The organism is Allobosea sp. 05T433, assembly GCF_056396065.1.
Window position 1 is genome coordinate 25070 of the sequence record NZ_JBFTKS010000004.1, and the last position, 14879, is coordinate 39948.

The 14879-nt window shown below is 64.6% G+C and carries 10 protein-coding genes; 8 read left to right on the forward strand and 2 right to left on the reverse strand.

What is annotated here, in order from left to right; translation table 11 throughout:
• The first annotated feature begins 4 nt into the window (after nucleotides 1–4).
• The 3 genes from asnB to AC1DGP_RS06510 are packed head-to-tail and all read left to right on the forward strand — an operon-like array spanning nucleotide 5 to nucleotide 5751.
• On the forward strand, nucleotides 5–1999 hold the full coding sequence (asnB, locus tag AC1DGP_RS06500) for an asparagine synthase (glutamine-hydrolyzing) (RefSeq protein ID WP_476831868.1): 1995 nt from the start codon (nucleotides 5–7) through the stop codon (nucleotides 1997–1999).
• Between the two features lie 2 nt (nucleotides 2000–2001).
• Nucleotides 2002–4257, forward strand: a complete 2256-nt coding sequence (locus tag AC1DGP_RS06505) for a GumC family protein (protein WP_441504902.1) — start codon at nucleotides 2002–2004, stop codon at nucleotides 4255–4257.
• A 33-nt stretch (nucleotides 4258–4290) separates the two neighbouring features.
• Nucleotides 4291–5751: a lipopolysaccharide biosynthesis protein gene (locus tag AC1DGP_RS06510; RefSeq protein WP_476831869.1), complete on the forward strand. Its 1461-nt coding sequence runs from the start codon at nucleotides 4291–4293 to the stop codon at nucleotides 5749–5751.
• Between the two features lie 130 nt (nucleotides 5752–5881).
• Here AC1DGP_RS06510 and groL read toward each other — a convergent pair whose 3' ends face one another.
• Nucleotides 5882–7504, reverse strand: coding sequence for a chaperonin GroEL (gene groL, locus AC1DGP_RS06515; protein WP_441504904.1), 1623 nt, complete (start codon nucleotides 7502–7504; stop codon nucleotides 5882–5884).
• 220 nt (nucleotides 7505–7724) lie between these two features.
• Nucleotides 7725–8219 carry a hypothetical protein gene (locus tag AC1DGP_RS06520; RefSeq protein WP_441490641.1) on the reverse strand — a complete coding sequence of 165 codons (495 nt, stop codon included), beginning with the start codon at nucleotides 8217–8219 and terminating at the stop codon, nucleotides 7725–7727.
• Nucleotides 8220–8597: 378 nt separating this feature from the next.
• Here AC1DGP_RS06520 and AC1DGP_RS06525 point away from each other — a divergent pair, with 378 nt between their 5' ends.
• From AC1DGP_RS06525 to AC1DGP_RS06545, 5 genes are all read left to right on the forward strand, one after another.
• Nucleotides 8598–10067, forward strand: coding sequence for a M81 family metallopeptidase (locus AC1DGP_RS06525; RefSeq protein ID WP_441490640.1), 1470 nt, complete (start codon nucleotides 8598–8600; stop codon nucleotides 10065–10067).
• A 103-nt stretch (nucleotides 10068–10170) separates the two neighbouring features.
• The gene (locus tag AC1DGP_RS06530; protein ID WP_441490639.1) at nucleotides 10171–11772 is read left to right on the forward strand and encodes an ABC transporter substrate-binding protein; all 1602 of its coding nucleotides are present in this window, start codon (nucleotides 10171–10173) and stop codon (nucleotides 11770–11772) included.
• A gap of 121 nt (nucleotides 11773–11893) precedes the next feature.
• The gene (locus tag AC1DGP_RS06535; RefSeq protein ID WP_441490638.1) at nucleotides 11894–12835 is read left to right on the forward strand and encodes an ABC transporter permease; all 942 of its coding nucleotides are present in this window, start codon (nucleotides 11894–11896) and stop codon (nucleotides 12833–12835) included.
• A 12-nt stretch (nucleotides 12836–12847) separates the two neighbouring features.
• Entirely contained in the window at nucleotides 12848–13738 is an 891-nt protein-coding gene (locus tag AC1DGP_RS06540) for an ABC transporter permease (RefSeq protein WP_441490637.1), read from the forward strand.
• Between the two features lie 106 nt (nucleotides 13739–13844).
• Nucleotides 13845–14864, forward strand: a complete 1020-nt coding sequence (locus AC1DGP_RS06545; RefSeq protein WP_441504905.1) for a D-cysteine desulfhydrase family protein — start codon at nucleotides 13845–13847, stop codon at nucleotides 14862–14864.
• Nucleotides 14865–14879 lie beyond the last annotated feature (15 nt).

Below are 14879 nucleotides of genomic sequence, written 5' to 3' on the forward strand. Positions count from 1 at the left end.
CAGGATGTGCGGGATTGCGGGTATCATTCTGCCCCCCGACGCTGCGGACCCCGGGTTACTGGGTGCGATCAAGCCGATGACGGCTTCCATTCGCCATCGTGGGCCGGACAGCGACGGGTTTTGGAGTGACCGTGAGGCAGGCGTCGCACTGGGTCATCGACGCCTCGCAATCGTCGACCTGACCGAGGGCGGTCACCAGCCGATGCTTTCCCACAGCGGACGGCTGGTCATGACCTTCAACGGCGAGGTCTACAATTTCCATACCCTGCGCCGCGAACTCGAAGATCTCGGGCATAGCTTCCGTGGTGGCAGCGACACCGAGGTGATGCTCGGCGCGATCGAAAGCTGGGGTCTGGAGAGGGCGCTCCAGCGCTTCACCGGCATGTTCGCACTCGGCCTCTGGGACCGAAGGGCGCGTGTTCTCCATCTGGTCCGAGATCGGATGGGGAAGAAGCCACTCTACATCGCGCGCATCGGACGTGCCCTTGTGTTTGCCTCCGAGCTGAAGGCAATTCGCACCTTTCCGGGCTTTCAAGCCCGGATCGATCGAGAGGCTGTGGCCGCCATGCTGGCGCGCGGCACGATGCCGGATCGGTGCTGCATCTGGCACGATGTGTTCAAGCTGCCCCCTGGAGCCATGCTGTCGGTGAGCGCCGACGAGATCGCCCACGCTCCCGACACAGCAACTCTCAAGTCGAGGATCCACCAATGGTGGTCCCTGGCTGCCGTGGCCGAAGAGGGGCGGAAGAATCCGTTCGTTTCCAACGATGTCGCACTGGTCGCGGAGCTTGACGAACTGCTTCGTCTCGCCGTGCGCGAGCGGATGGTCGCCGACGTTCCGCTCGGCGCATTCCTCTCCGGAGGAATCGACAGCTCGACCGTCGTCGCGCTGATGCAGGCCCAGTCCGACAGGCCGGTGCGCACGTTCACGATTGCATTTCGCGAACGAGGCTATGACGAGTCGGTCGAGGCCGGGCGTATCGCCCGGCACCTCGGGACAGATCATACGGAGCTGCATCTGACGCCAGCGGAGGCTCGCGAGGTCATCCCCGAATTGCCACGCATCTGGGACGAGCCATTCGCCGACTGGTCGCAAATCCCGACCCTGCTCGTCTCCCGTCTCGCTCGCACTGATGTGACCGTGGCTCTGTCGGGCGATGGTGGCGATGAATGCTTTGCCGGCTACTCCAGGCATTTTCTTGCGGTGCGGCTGGCTTCCCTGCTTGGCCTGCCCCCCATTCTCCGCCGCACCGCTGCAGATTTCCTGGTTCACCTGGCGAATGGCGCCAGCGAGGAATTCGTCAATCGGCTGCCGGTGCCGGACCGGCTGAGGCGTTCGCTGCGCGGCGACCGCCTGAGGCGTCTTTCCGATCTCTTCGCCGCGAACGGAGACCAGGAAATCTACCGGCGGCTGACACGTGTCTCGGAGCTAACCCTGGCGCGCGACGCCGAAGCTGCCGAGCCCGATGCTCCCGTCCTCGACGATCTGGTGTCGCAACTGATCTTTCGGGACATGACTGGATATCTGACGAGCGACATTCTGGTGAAGCTCGACCGGGCAAGCATGGCGACGAGCCTGGAAGCCCGCTGTCCGCTTTTGGATCATCGCGTTGTCGAATTCGCCTGGCGCCTGCCGACAGCGGTCAAGGTCCGCCACGGCCAGGGCAAGTGGATCTTGCGACAGGTTCTTGCGCGCTACTTGCCCCGGCACCTGTTCGAACGCCCCAAGCAGGGCTTCGACGTGCCTGTCGGTGCCTGGCTGAAGGGGCCGCTACGGGCCTGGGCGGCCGACCTGCTGACCGAATCGCGGCTGCGGCGCCACGATCTTCTCGACGTGGCGGCGGTCCAGGCGTGCTGGGCGGAGCATCTGAGCGGCCGCCGCGACCATTCGCTTGCGCTTTGGGCTGTGCTGATGCTCCAGGCCTGGCTCGACGAGGGCGCAGGTCCGCCGGCCACCACACCGGTCGGTGAATTCGACCTCGCATTGCAGGGGAGCTGACGATGGAAGCGTTGACCGGCAAGGGCCAGCGGTTCATCGCGACGGCACGACCTTCGGATCTGCCGCCACTCGAACCGACGACGCGGATAACCAGACCGATCATTGGATCGGCGCCAGGGCCGCTGCCATTCCAGCGGATCGTCCACGCGCTGTCGAGGCGGCGGGGTTTGATCCTTGCAATGATGCTCCTCGGCGGCGGAGGGGTCGCGATCGTTGGCCTGATCATGTCGCCCACCTATACGGCAACGACGCAAATCGTGGTCGATCGAGCCTCGGAAGGGTCGAGTGGCACATCCCAGGCCTCCCAAGCCATCGACGATGCGGCGATCGACACGCACTTGGCCGTGCTTTCGTCCGATGCGCATCTGCGACGGGTCGCTTCCGCGCTCCTTCTTGCCCATGAGGAAGTGGTGGCGGCAGGGAAGCAACCGGACTCCTGGCTGCACCGTGTCCAGGATGGGCTCGGTGCCGCTTGGTCGTTTCTCACGCAGCCGTTTCGGCGTAGCGCTGACAGCCACTCCCCTGACAGTAACGAAAGCGCGCTGGCCCAGCAGTTGAAGCGCTCCGTAAAGATCGGCCAAGAGCGACGTTCGAGAGTCTTGTCAGTTGTTGCAACGGATTCCGATCCGGGACGTGCAGCCGAGATCGCGAACACCGTCGCGAATGTCTACATCGAGGATATTGCGCAACGAAAGCGCACCGACGCGGAGCAGCTTGTGGTCTGGCTCGCCAAGCGCGTTCCCGAAATGAGGCTGGAGGTGGCGCGTGCCGAAGAGGAGCTGCAGGCCTACCGCTTGCTCCATGGCGCAGCGGTCGATGGCACCCCTGATGTAACCGGCCAGCAGATCGCACAGCTGGCCCGGCAATTGGCCCTGGCCAAGTCCGATTTCGCCGCGACGCAACAACGGCTGAACCGGTTCAACGACTTGCGCCAGCGCGGCGCACCCACCTCCGCCCTTGCGGATGCACTGGGATCAGCGAGCCTGGCCGAGTTCGCCCATAACGAAGCAGCACCAGCGACAGTCGGTCAGGAGCCTCAGCCGGAGCCGCGCCGGAAAGCGGACCGTGCGACAGAGCAGGCGATCGATCAGGCGTTCAGCCAGGTAGAGACCGACGGTCGCATTCTCCAGGCTCAGGCCAGATCAATCGAGGAGCGGCTGCAGTCCCTGAAGGCGGCGGCGACCGAAACCGCGGCCAGCATGTCCGGTTTGCGGGCTCTCGAGCGTCAGGCGGCCGCAGTGGCCCAGCTCTATGATGCCCTTCTGAGCCGTCAGCAGCAGGCAAACGAACAGGTCCAGCTCATTCAGCCGGACGTCCGGGTCATGGCGTCGGCGTGGCCGCCGGAAAGGCCAAGTTCGATTCACCCGGCCTTCCTCATTCCGCCTGGCGTGATGGTCTTCGGCATCATGGGCGTGCTGCTTGCGCTCGGCATCGACAGACTTGATCACACTCTTCGCAGCACGGATGAAGCCGCCGAAGCTCTGGCCGTTCCTTGCCTCGGGCAGGTCCCGCGGGTCACGCTCCGGCACGCAAAGCGGATCGAGGATCTGCTGCGGCAGCAGCCTCAATCAGTCTATGCGCGGTCAATCCGCTCATTGCTGATCTCCGTGTTGCCAAGGGGCTCCGGCAGCTTCGCGTCGAAGATCATCCTTGTCAGCTCCGCCCTTCCGGGCGAAGGCAAGACCACGGTCGCGCGGAGCCTTGTCCTCTCGGCGGCGCGCCTTCGACTGCGCGTGCTCCTGATCGACCTCGGCGAGCCAAGCGGGCTCCCTGAACGGGACATCGTGACGATGGCGCGCGCGGCCGCCCCCGGCGTCGATCTCGTCGACGTCCTGAGCCGCGGCCGACCGATCGCCGATGCGGTGGAGCACCTTCCTGAGCTTGGGGTCGACTACATTCCGCCGCCTCGACTCGATGGCAACCTGCTTCATTTCCTCGCAAACCCGCAAGTTCCGCACTGGCTTGATCAGTTCCGCGAGACCTACGACTTCATCGTGATCGATGGGCCCGCAGCGGTCGATCGGCTGGAAGCGAGTTTTCTGGCGGGCTGGGCCGACCAGATACTGCTCGTGGTGCGCTGGGCACAGACCGGCCGGGAAATGGCGCAGAGTGCGCTACGGCTGGTCGGCGGCGCTCCGGGGCCCGACGCCGATGGCGCTCCCCGAGTGGCGTCGGTGCTGACCTGGGTCGATACCGAGCACGATGCCGGCTTCCATTTCAAAGACATCCGCAGCTTCATGAGCTGGCGTCGGTCATGATCGATTACAGTCACAACGCTGGGTATTGATCTGATGTTGACAGGTTACGCCACCGCCACCCGGCTGGCCCGCAGCGATAATGCGCCGACAGCGACCGCTCTATCTGAGCCCGCGGCCGCGCCCTCAAGCGGCGAAACCGGTTCGAAGGGCAGCAGTGACCTCGCTCACCGGCTCTCATCCGGGAGCGTTTGGGCTCTGGTCGTCTATGTCGGCGGCGCAGGGCTTACGAGCGTTGCTCAGTTCGAGATCGCCCGGCTGGTCGGCCTTTCCAGCTATGGCACATATTCCTACGCCTTTGCCTGGGTCAGCCTCCTGGCCTACAGCGCGACCCTCGGCTTCAATGTTGCCCTGCTTCGGTTCGTGCCGGCCTATGGTGCGAAGGGGGAGTGGTCTCTGGCGCGTGGTGTGATTCAGTTTGCCGTGGGCTGGACCCTCGTGGCAGCCATCGTTCTCGCCGGAATCGGCACCGGAATCGTGGCCGTTTCCTCCGCTCGCCCGCACTCGGAGCTCAGCATCAGCCTGCTGATCGGAATGGCCACAGTCCCGCTGGTCACGATGTATCTGATCGGTGCGACGCTGCTACGCGCTTTCGGCGGAATCGTTTCGGCTCTTTTGCCGGAACGCATCGTCCGTGACGGCCTCTTGCTCGTGCTTGTCGTCCTGGCCGCCACCGCAGCTTCATGGCGGCTGGACGCAGCGGTCGTCATGGCTGCACTGTTGATCAGCTCGGCGGTCACGGTGGGCGTTGTCTGCGTGATCATGCGCCAGCTCTGGCCCCTTGCTCTGCGAGGCGTGAGCTCGGCCTACGCTCCGCGCTATTGGTTGACCGCCGTCTTTCCCATCATGATCATGACGGCCGTCGACACCCTGATGAACCGCACGGGGGTGATGCTGCTCGGCTGGACCGGCAACATCCGGGATGCTGGTACGTTTGCGGTCGGTTTCAATGTGGCGATGCTGCTCCTGTTGCCGCGCGTCGCCGTGAGCACCGTATTTGCCCCCACGATCGCGGACCTTCACGCGCGCGGGGACCGGCTGGGCCTGCAGGCGCTGTTCGCGCGCGCCAGCGTGTTGTCCTTCGTCGGGGCGGTCATGCTGGCTGTGCCGCTTCTGGTGGTGCTCGAGCCGGGGCTACGATGGTTTGGCAAGGATTTCGTCGCCGCAGTTCATGTTGCTCAGATCCTGATGATCGGTCAGGTCTTTGCCGCGGCGGCCGGCCCGCATCAGAACCTCCTGACCATGACCGGTCATGAGCGCGCCGCCGCGGTCATCATGGTTGCGAGCGCCGCCGCGAACGTCGCAGCCTGCGCCATAGGAATCGCGCTCTACGGCGCAATCGGCGCGGCAGTGGCCACCACGGCGACCATGGTGCTCTGGAATGTCGCGACCGGCATTTGTGTCTATAGGCGTCTCGATCTCATTCCAGGGCTCGCCGTTGCAATGCGCGCGAGGCGAAACAAGCCGGTACACCCGCTGAAGCTGACCCACGAATAGCAGGCGCACCGTGGTGGCGCGTGAGAGACAGCGCCAGAAACCTCCGAGCTGGCGCGCGCGATACACCCCCAATGATCCAGCCGGATCTCCTTCGCAAGCGACACCCGATCGAGTCCGCCCGTATCAATCATCAGAAATCCATGCCGCCCGGCATCGCCTGCGGCGCTTCCTTCTTCGGCTGCTCGGCAATGATCGCCTCGGTCATGATCAGCAGCGAGGCGATCGACGCCGCATCCTGAAGGGCGGTCCGCACCACCTTGGCCGGATCGATCACCCCATTCGCCACAAGATCCTGATACTCCCCTGTCGCGGCATTGTAGCCCTGGTTGTAGTCATCCTTCTCGATCAGCTTGCCGACGATGACCGCACCGTCGGCGCCGGCGTTTTCGACGATCTGTCGGGCCGGAGCCTGCAGCGCGCGGCGCACGATCTCGACGCCGGTTCTCTGGTCGGCATTGGCGGGCTTGACGGCGGCAAGGGCCTTCATCGCCCTCAGCAGCGCCACGCCGCCCCCCGGCAGGATGCCTTCCTCGACCGCCGCGCGGGTCGCGTGCATGGCATCGTCGACACGATCCTTCTTCTCCTTGACCTCGATCTCGGTCGCGCCGCCGACGCGGATGACCGCAACGCCACCGGCGAGCTTGGCCAGACGCTCCTGGAGCTTCTCACGATCGTAGTCCGAGCTGGTCTCCTCGATCTGCGCCTTGATCTGTGCCACGCGAGCGCCGATCTCCTTCTTCCTGCCGGCACCGTCAACGATTGTGGTGCTTTCCTTCTCGATCATGACTTTCTTGGCGCTGCCGAGCATTTGGAGCGTGACGGTCTCGAGCTTGATGCCGAGATCATCGGAAATGGCGGTTCCGCCAGTGAGGATCGCAATATCCTCCAGCATGGCCTTGCGGCGATCGCCGAAGCCCGGAGCCTTGACGGCCGCGACCTTGAGGCCACCCCGCAGCTTGTTGACCACGAGCGTGGCGAGAGCCTCCCCTTCCACGTCCTCGGCGATGATCAGCAGCGGCCTGCCGGTTTGCACCACCGCCTCGAGCAGCGGCAACATGGCCTGGAGCGAGGAGAGTTTCTTCTCGTGGATCAGGATATAGGTGTCTTCGAGCTCGGCCCGCATCTTCTCCGCATCTGTGATGAAATAGGGTGAAATATAGCCACGATCGAACCGCATGCCCTCGACCACATCGAGCTCGATCTCGAGCGATTTTGCCTCCTCGACCGTGATGACACCCTCGTTGCCGACCTTCTTCATCGCCGCGGCGATCATCGCCCCGATCTTGGTGTCGCCATTGGCCGAGATGGTGCCGATCTGAGCGATCTCGCTATTGGCCGTGACCGTCTTGGCCCTCTTCTTGAAATCTGCCACCGCAGCCTCGACCGCCATGTCGATGCCGCGCTTCAGATCCATCGGGTTCATGCCAGCGGCGACGGCCTTGGCTCCCTCACGGACGATGGCGTGGGCCAATACAGTTGCCGTCGTGGTGCCGTCGCCGGCGGCGTCATGCTGCTTTGAAGCGACCTCGCGCACCATCCTTGCGCCCATGTTCTCGAACTTGTCGGCAAGTTCGATCTCCCTGGCGACGGCGACGCCATCCTTGGTGATGCGGGGCGCACCGAATGACTTCTCGATCACGACGTTGCGCCCCTTGGGACCAAGCGTGACCTTGACGGCGTTGGCCAGGATTTCGACACCGCGCAGCATCCTCTCGCGGGCATCGGACGAGAACTTCAACTCCTTGGCGGCCATGATCCGGGTCCTCCTCCAGGGGATTTCAACGGTCAGCAGCAGATATGGTCAGGCGGGTTCCTCTCGATCGGGCTGATTATATCGCTCTCCGCGGGGATCAGCAGCACTTCTCGCTCGAACGCGATGCGGGGCGCATCGTGAGAGCGAGCTCGCGAAGCAGCAACGGGTTACGCCGCCCTGCGAGCGGCCGCCTGCCGTGCAATGATCCATGCGCCGCGGATCAATTCGCAGGGTCGCGCTCGGCGATGGTTCGTGGGCCGGGGTCTGGCTCGAACTTGCGACCGCCCGCCGCCGCCTCGACCCTCTGCTGGGTGGACCTGGATACAAGGCGAGACTTCCCGAGGGCAGTAAAATCGCTGGCACTGTGGTTTTGACTGGCGCGCCCCTCAAAGACCAGAACGTCCGAACGCGTAACGACGATATCGCCGCGGCGCAGGGTCGGGTCGTCCAGGTACCAATAGTGATCGGTGGCCGGATCGAGCTTTACGACTGGAGGCGTCGGCCTGGATACGACGGCTTTCCGCTGATGCGAACGACGCGTCGGCCGAACGGTCACATCGAGCGGTTCAGGCCCAGTCGGGTAAACCTGCGGAGGCGGTCTCCCGAACACGGCTCGGGCCAGTTCATCGAAGAACCCGGCAGAGTGAGCGGGTGTCACAAGAACAAAGGTGCTCAGGCCAATGCTGAGCAGCCCGCCAATTCGAGTGCTGTTCATGGGGCAAATCCTCGCGACCCGTCTTGCTGGCTAACGCCGCCGACGGCCGGCGGTTCCAACGCGGTGTGGCCCGAAGTCGTCCAAAGCGCAGGCGGGCCGACGGCCACAGCGGCCCGCAGCGACATGATGGGCGGTATCCGGGGGCCCAAGCTTCACGCGGCCGGCGGGATTCTCCTACACCCCTGATGACCGGGAAAAGTGGATTTGCGCGGATAGGATGTAGAATGACGAATGCCCCCATTGCCGTCGTCAATGGCCATTGACCTCAGCTCCGGGATTGCGAGCATCACAAAGCAGGATTTCTTGCTGCGACGCAGCTTGACAGGCGCATTGCTGACGTCGGAGCTTGCCTCCGCACGAAACGGGAAGGCTCTGATTATGCGTCTGTTCGCCGCGTCGCTTGCTACCGAGACGAATACGTTTTCGCCTATCCCGACATCCCGCGCGAATTTCGAGGCATCGGCCTATTTTCCCGCAGGTCAGCATCCCGACCGGGCGACGCATTGCACCGCGCCACTTTACGTGGCGCGCCAGCGGGCAGAGCGAGACGGTTTCACGCTGATCGAAGGTTCCTGCTTCTGGGCCGAGCCCTCGGGAACCTGTGCCCAGGCCGATTACGAGGAGATGCGGGACGAGATCCTCGGCCAACTCAACGCCGCAATGCCGGTCGACGGCGTCCTGCTCGGGCTGCACGGGGCCATGGTCGCGCATGGCTATGACGATTGCGAGGGCGACATTCTAGAACATGTCCGCGCCATCGTCGGCCCGAAGGTGCCGATCGGTGTCGAGCTCGATCCGCATTGCCACCTGACCGAAAAGCGCGTGCGGCTGGCGGACGCCATCATCCTCTACAAGGAATACCCGCATATCGACTTCGTCGAGCGGGCCGAGGAATTGGTCGACATCATCCTTGCGACGATCCGTGGCACGATCAAGCCGGTGATGTCGCTCTATGACTGCCGGATGATCGAGCTGGTGCCGACCACGCGTGAGCCCGGGCGCTCCTTCGTCGACCGGATGAGCGCACTCGAGGGCAAGGACGCCGTGCTTTCGGTCTCGCTCGCTCACGGTTTCCAGCAAGGCGACGTGCCGGAGATCGGCACGCGGGTCCTGGTCGTCACCGACAATGCCAAGGCCGCCGGAGATGCGCTCGCCGCGCGGCTCGGCGAGGAGTTCCGCTCCCTGAAGGGGCAATTCGCTCCGCCGGTGGTCCCGCTCGACGAAGCGCTTGACCGGGCTCTCGGCAGTTCTGCCAACGGCCCGAGCGTGATTGCAGATTCGACCGACAATGCCGGAGGGGGTGCGGCGTCCGACAATACCAACATCATCCACCGCCTGCGCGAACGGGGTATTCGCGATGCGGCGATCGGTCCGGTCTGGGACCCTGTCGCCGTCGAATTCTGCCTGACCGCCGGTGTCGGCGCCACCATCCCGCTGCGCTTCGGCGGCAAGGCCGCCTCGACCTCGGGCAAGCCGGTCGACGGCGACGTCACCGTGCTCGGAGCCATCCGCAACGGCACCCAGAGCTTCGGCACAGCCAAGGTCCCGATCGGCAATGCCGTCGGCATCCGCATCGACGGCATCGACGTCGCGCTCTTATCGCATCGCACGCAGGCGCTGGGGCTCGAGATTTTTACCAGCGTCGGCATCGACCCGACGCAGAAGCGCATCGTCAGCGTCAAGTCGACCAACCATTTCCATGCCGCCTATGGGCCGATCGCCAGTGCGGTGATCTACACCGACGGCGGCGGCCCTTCGCATCTCGACGTGCGCAAATACCCCTATCGCAAGATCGCCCGGCCGCTCTGGCCTCACGACCCGCTGCCGCCCGGCCGCATCGTCGTCTGAGCCTGGCCACGTGGATGGAGACTTGACCGTGATTTGATCACCGAGGGTGGCCAGACGAAGCGAATGCTCGCGGTCATTCAGCATCTCTTGGAGGGAGAGAGACATGACGACCACACGCCGCAGATTCGTCCAGGGCAGTCTCGCCGCTGGAGCACTGACCGCCGCGCCCGCCCGCCTGAGGGCCCAGACCACCCCACCCGTCTCACGCACCGTCCGCGCCGTGCTGCATGGCGATCTTCGCGTCTTCGACCCGGTCTGGACGACCGCGAACATGACCTCCTACCATGCTGCCATGGTCTACGACACGCTGTTCGGGGTCGACGACAAATTCGACGCCAAGCCGCAGATGGTCTCGAAATGGAGCCTTTCGGACGATCGCAAGACCTATAATTTCGAACTCCGTGACGGATTGCGCTTCACCGACGGCACGCCGGTGACGGCGCGCGACTGCGTCGCCTCGATCCGGCGCTGGGGCGCGCGCGACGGCGGCGGCCAGCACATGATGGCTCGCCTCGCCGATACGCCGATCAAGGACGACAAGACCTTCCAGATCGTGATGAAGGAACCCTACAGCCTGGCTGTCGATTGGCTCGCCAAGGCGGCGACCAATGCCTGCTACATCATGCGCGAGAAGGAAGCGCAGACCGACCCGATGCAGCAGATCCAGACGATCATCGGCTCAGGCCCGTTCGTCATGAACCAGGACGCCGTCGTCCAGGGCCAGCGCTACGTCTACGACAAGAACCCGAACTATGTGCCGCGTTCGGAGCCGGCCGTCTTCACCTCCGGCGGCAAGGTCGTGAATGTCGACCGCGTCGTCTACGAGAACATCGCGGACGAGGCGACGGCGATCGCTGCCATCCGCGCCGGCGAGATCGACATGATCGAGTACCCGAATGTCGATCTGCTGTCCTCGCTGGAGGGCGAGAAAGAGATCAAGCTCGAGGTCCTGAACAAACAGGGCCAGCTCGGCTGGGCTCGCGTCAACTGGCTCCACCCGCCGTTCAACAACGTCAAGGCCCGCCAGGCGATGCTCTACCTGATTCACCCGACCGAGGTGATGAAGGCGACCTTCGGCGACGAGAAATACTTCAAGGGCTGCTCTTCGCTGTTCGGCATGGGCACGCCGATGGAGAATGACGCCAATATCGACTGGTTCAAGGGCGGCCAGAACATCGAGAAGGCCAAGCAGCTCGTCAAGGAATCCGGCTATGACGGCCGCCCCGTCGTCGTGCTGCACGCTACCAACATCGCCTATATGAACAATGCCGCGAACCTGATCGCGCAGTGGATGCGCCAGGCTGGCTTCAACGTGTCGCTGCAGGCCTCGGACTGGGGCGCGGTCATCACGCGGCGTGCCGTCAAGAGCCCCCCGGACCAGGGCGGCTGGAACGTCTTCTTCACCTCGGGTTCGGTCAATGCCTTCGGCAATCCCGTGGCGCTCAGCGGCCATGCCGCCAATGGCGAGAAGGGCTGGTTCGGCTGGCCGACCGACGAGAAGCACGAAGCCTTCCGCGACAAATGGGCGGCCGCCTCGAATGATGCCGAACGCCGGCAGATCGCGCGCGACATGCAGCAGAACGCGTGGGATTTCGTGCCGCACATGTATTACGGGCAATGGTTCCAGCCCGCGGCCCTGCGCAATCTCACCGGGCTGATCGGCATGCCGGAGCTGATCCCGTTCTGGAATGTCAAGAAGGGGTAGCCGCCTCCGCCGGCCGGGCTCCGCCCCGGCCGGCGTCGGACCATTCCGGCGGGCTGGTGGACGGCGCAGCCGGCGCGCGGCGCGACCGGCCTGCTTAGGCTGAAGGAGGACGATCGACCCCATGCTCAGTTACATCGCCCAACGGCTGGCCCAAACCCTGCTGGTGATGACGCTCGTCGGTATCTTCGTCTTCCTGTTGCTGCATTTCTCGGCCGGCGATCCAGCCGCGATCATCGCCGGCGATTACGCGACGCCCCAGCAGATCGTCGCCATCCGTCAGCGGCTCGGGCTCGACGATCCGCTGCTGGTACAATTCTGGCGTTGGGCCGCACGCGTGCTGAGCGGAGATCTCGGGGTTTCGATCTTTTCGAACACGCCAGTCAGCAGGCTGATCCTCCAACGACTGGAGCCGACGCTTTCGCTCGCGCTGCTGACCATGCTCTTCGCCGTCAGCATCGCGGTCAGCCTCGGTGTGATCGCGGCCTGGAGGGTCGGAAGCCTGGTTGACCGTGCCCTGATGGGCTTCTCCGTGCTCGGATTCTCAATGCCGGCCTTCGTCGTGGGCTACGGCCTGATCTACATCTTCGCTATCGAGCTGCGCTGGCTTCCCGTCCAGGGCTACAAGCCGCTCGCCGATGGCGTGGGGCCGTGGCTGCTCCACCTAATCCTGCCGACCGTCACGCTCGGCCTCGCCTATATCGCGCTGATCGCGCGCATGACGCGCGCTTCGATGCTGGAGGTGCTCGAGGAAGACTATATCCGGACGGCAAAGGCCAAAGGTGTCACGACGAAGACGATGCTGATGAAGCATGCGCTCAAGAACGCCGGCGTACCGATCATCACGGTGATCGGCATAGGCGTCGCGCTTCTCATCGGCGGCGTCGTCATCACGGAGACTGTGTTCAACATACCCGGCATCGGACGGCTCGTTGTCGATGCCATCTCGAAGCGCGACTATCCGATCATCCAGGGCGTGATCCTGCTGTTCTCCGGCATCTATGTCCTGGTCAATCTGCTCGTCGATCTCTCCTATTCGCTGATCGATCCCCGGATCCGGTACTGAGAGAGCGAAGCGATGAGCGTGATCACGGCCCATACCGCCCCTTCCACCCTCAGCCCTGCGCCGCGCAGTCTCGGCGCCCGGTTCAGGCGCTTCGCCCGGCGCAACCCGACGATGCTGCTGGGCGGCGCCATCCTGATCTTCTTCGTCGCGATCGCGATCTTCGCGCCACTGCTCGCCGGCGACCCGATGCTGAAGGCGCCAACACGCCGGCTGCTGCCGCCATCCGCGCAGTTCTGGTTCGGCACCGACCATCTCGGCCAGGATGTCTTCGCCCGCACCGTCTACGGAGCACGCGTCTCACTGATCGTCGGCCTCACCGTCGCGACGATCTCGATCAGCGCCGGGCTTCTTATCGGCCTGATGGCCGGCTATTACCGCTGGATCGAGACCCCGGTCATGCGCCTGATGGACGGGCTGATGGCGATTCCAGCGATCCTGCTTGCGATCGCGCTGGTCGCCCTCAACCAGGGCAGCATCGGAATCGTCATTGCCGCCATCGCCATTCCGGAACTGCCTCGCGTGGTCAGGCTCGTGCGCTCGATCGTGCTCAGTGTCCGCGAGCTGCCTTTCGTTGAGGCGGTGATCGCCTGTGGGGCGCGGACGCCGCGGATTCTGGTGCTTCACATCATGCCGAGCACCATCGCGCCCCTGATCGTGCAGGCGACCTATATCTGCGCATCGGCAATCCTGGTGGAAGCGTCGCTGTCATTCCTCGGCGCCGGCGTGCCGCCGGAAACGCCGAGCTGGGGCAACATGATCGCCTCCAGCAGACTCTACCTGGCGCGCGCGCCCTGGACGATCTTTTGTCCGGCGATCGCGCTGGCGCTGGTGGTGCTCGCGGTCAACCTGCTCGGCGACGGGCTGCGCGACAAGCTCGATCCGCGAATTTCGAGGAGGATGTGACAGCCAGGCGCATGGCTGTCCCGCCCTGGCGCGGCTGCCTTTTTCCAACCCGCCGCTATGGTGGGCCGCAGCGCCACTGCGCCGGTCTCGGTGAGGAACAATCGACATGAACAAGCCCTGGTCATTGGCTGAGCGGAGCCGGGCTCCGCTTTCGATCCTGCCGACCCCCTTCGAGGAACTGCCCCGGCTGTCGCGGGAACTCGGGCGCCATGGCCCCGCTCCCTCGATCTGGATCAAGCGGGACGACTGCACGGGCCTTGCCGGCGGCGGCAACAAGGCGCGCAAGCTCGAATATCTCGTCGGCGAAGCGCTGCAGCAGGGGGCCGATACGCTGGTCACGCTCGGGGCCATCCAGTCCAATCATGCGCGGCAGACGGCTGCGGCCGCCGCCAGGAACGGCCTCGGCTGCGTTCTGCTCCTGACCGACAAGATCAGCGGACGCAGCGCGAGCTACCGGGCCAACGGCAATATCCTGCTCGACCGATTGCTCGGCGCCGATATTCGCATCCTGACCGCCGAGCAGGACGCCATGGAGGCGCTCGAACAGAACCTGGCTGCGCTGCGTGCGCAGGGCCGACGGCCCTATTTCATCCCGATCGGCGGCTCCAATGCACTGGGCGGCCTCGCCTATCATGATGCGCTGGTCGAACTCGCCGGGCAGGCCAAGGCCGCAGGCCGACAGATCGACCATATCGTGCTGGCGACCGGCAGCGGTGGCACTCATGCCGGCATCGTTGCAGGTGTGCAGACGTTGGGCCTCGCTTGCGCCGTCCACGGCATCAGCGTCTCGCGGCAGGCCGAAGAGGCCCGCGGTATCGTCGCCGGCCTTGCGCGCGACACGCTCGCGCTTGCTGGGAGCCAGAGCGTCGCCGATGTCTCGATCACGATCGACGCAACGCAGATCGGGCCCGGCTACGGCCAGCCGACGACGGCGATGCTCGAAGCCGTGACCAGTGTCGCGCGCCTCGAGGGCATCCTTCTGGATCCCGTCTATACCGGCAAGGCTATGGCCGGGCTGTTTTCGCTGGTGCGGCGTGGCGCGTTCAGGCCCGACGAGACAGTGGTGTTCTGGCACACCGGCGGCCATCAGGGACTGTTCGCCTACGAAGAGCTGTTTCAGGGATAACCGACGACACGCGCG

Bases quoted from the DNA above. Each gene is read 5' to 3' on its own strand.
- asnB (WP_476831868.1), top strand. From the start codon at position 5: ATGTGCGGGATTGCGGGTATCATTCTGCCCCCCGACGCTGCGGACCCC.
- AC1DGP_RS06520 (WP_441490641.1), bottom strand. From the start codon at position 8,219: ATGAACAGCACTCGAATTGGCGGGCTGCTCAGCATTGGCCTGAGCACC.
- AC1DGP_RS06525 (WP_441490640.1), top strand. From the start codon at position 8,598: ATGCGTCTGTTCGCCGCGTCGCTTGCTACCGAGACGAATACGTTTTCG.
- groL (WP_441504904.1), bottom strand. From the start codon at position 7,504: ATGGCCGCCAAGGAGTTGAAGTTCTCGTCCGATGCCCGCGAGAGGATG.
- AC1DGP_RS06505 (WP_441504902.1), top strand. From the start codon at position 2,002: ATGGAAGCGTTGACCGGCAAGGGCCAGCGGTTCATCGCGACGGCACGA.
- AC1DGP_RS06530 (WP_441490639.1), top strand. From the start codon at position 10,171: ATGACGACCACACGCCGCAGATTCGTCCAGGGCAGTCTCGCCGCTGGA.
- AC1DGP_RS06545 (WP_441504905.1), top strand. From the start codon at position 13,845: ATGAACAAGCCCTGGTCATTGGCTGAGCGGAGCCGGGCTCCGCTTTCG.
- AC1DGP_RS06540 (WP_441490637.1), top strand. From the start codon at position 12,848: ATGAGCGTGATCACGGCCCATACCGCCCCTTCCACCCTCAGCCCTGCG.
- AC1DGP_RS06510 (WP_476831869.1), top strand. From the start codon at position 4,291: ATGTTGACAGGTTACGCCACCGCCACCCGGCTGGCCCGCAGCGATAAT.
- AC1DGP_RS06535 (WP_441490638.1), top strand. From the start codon at position 11,894: ATGCTCAGTTACATCGCCCAACGGCTGGCCCAAACCCTGCTGGTGATG.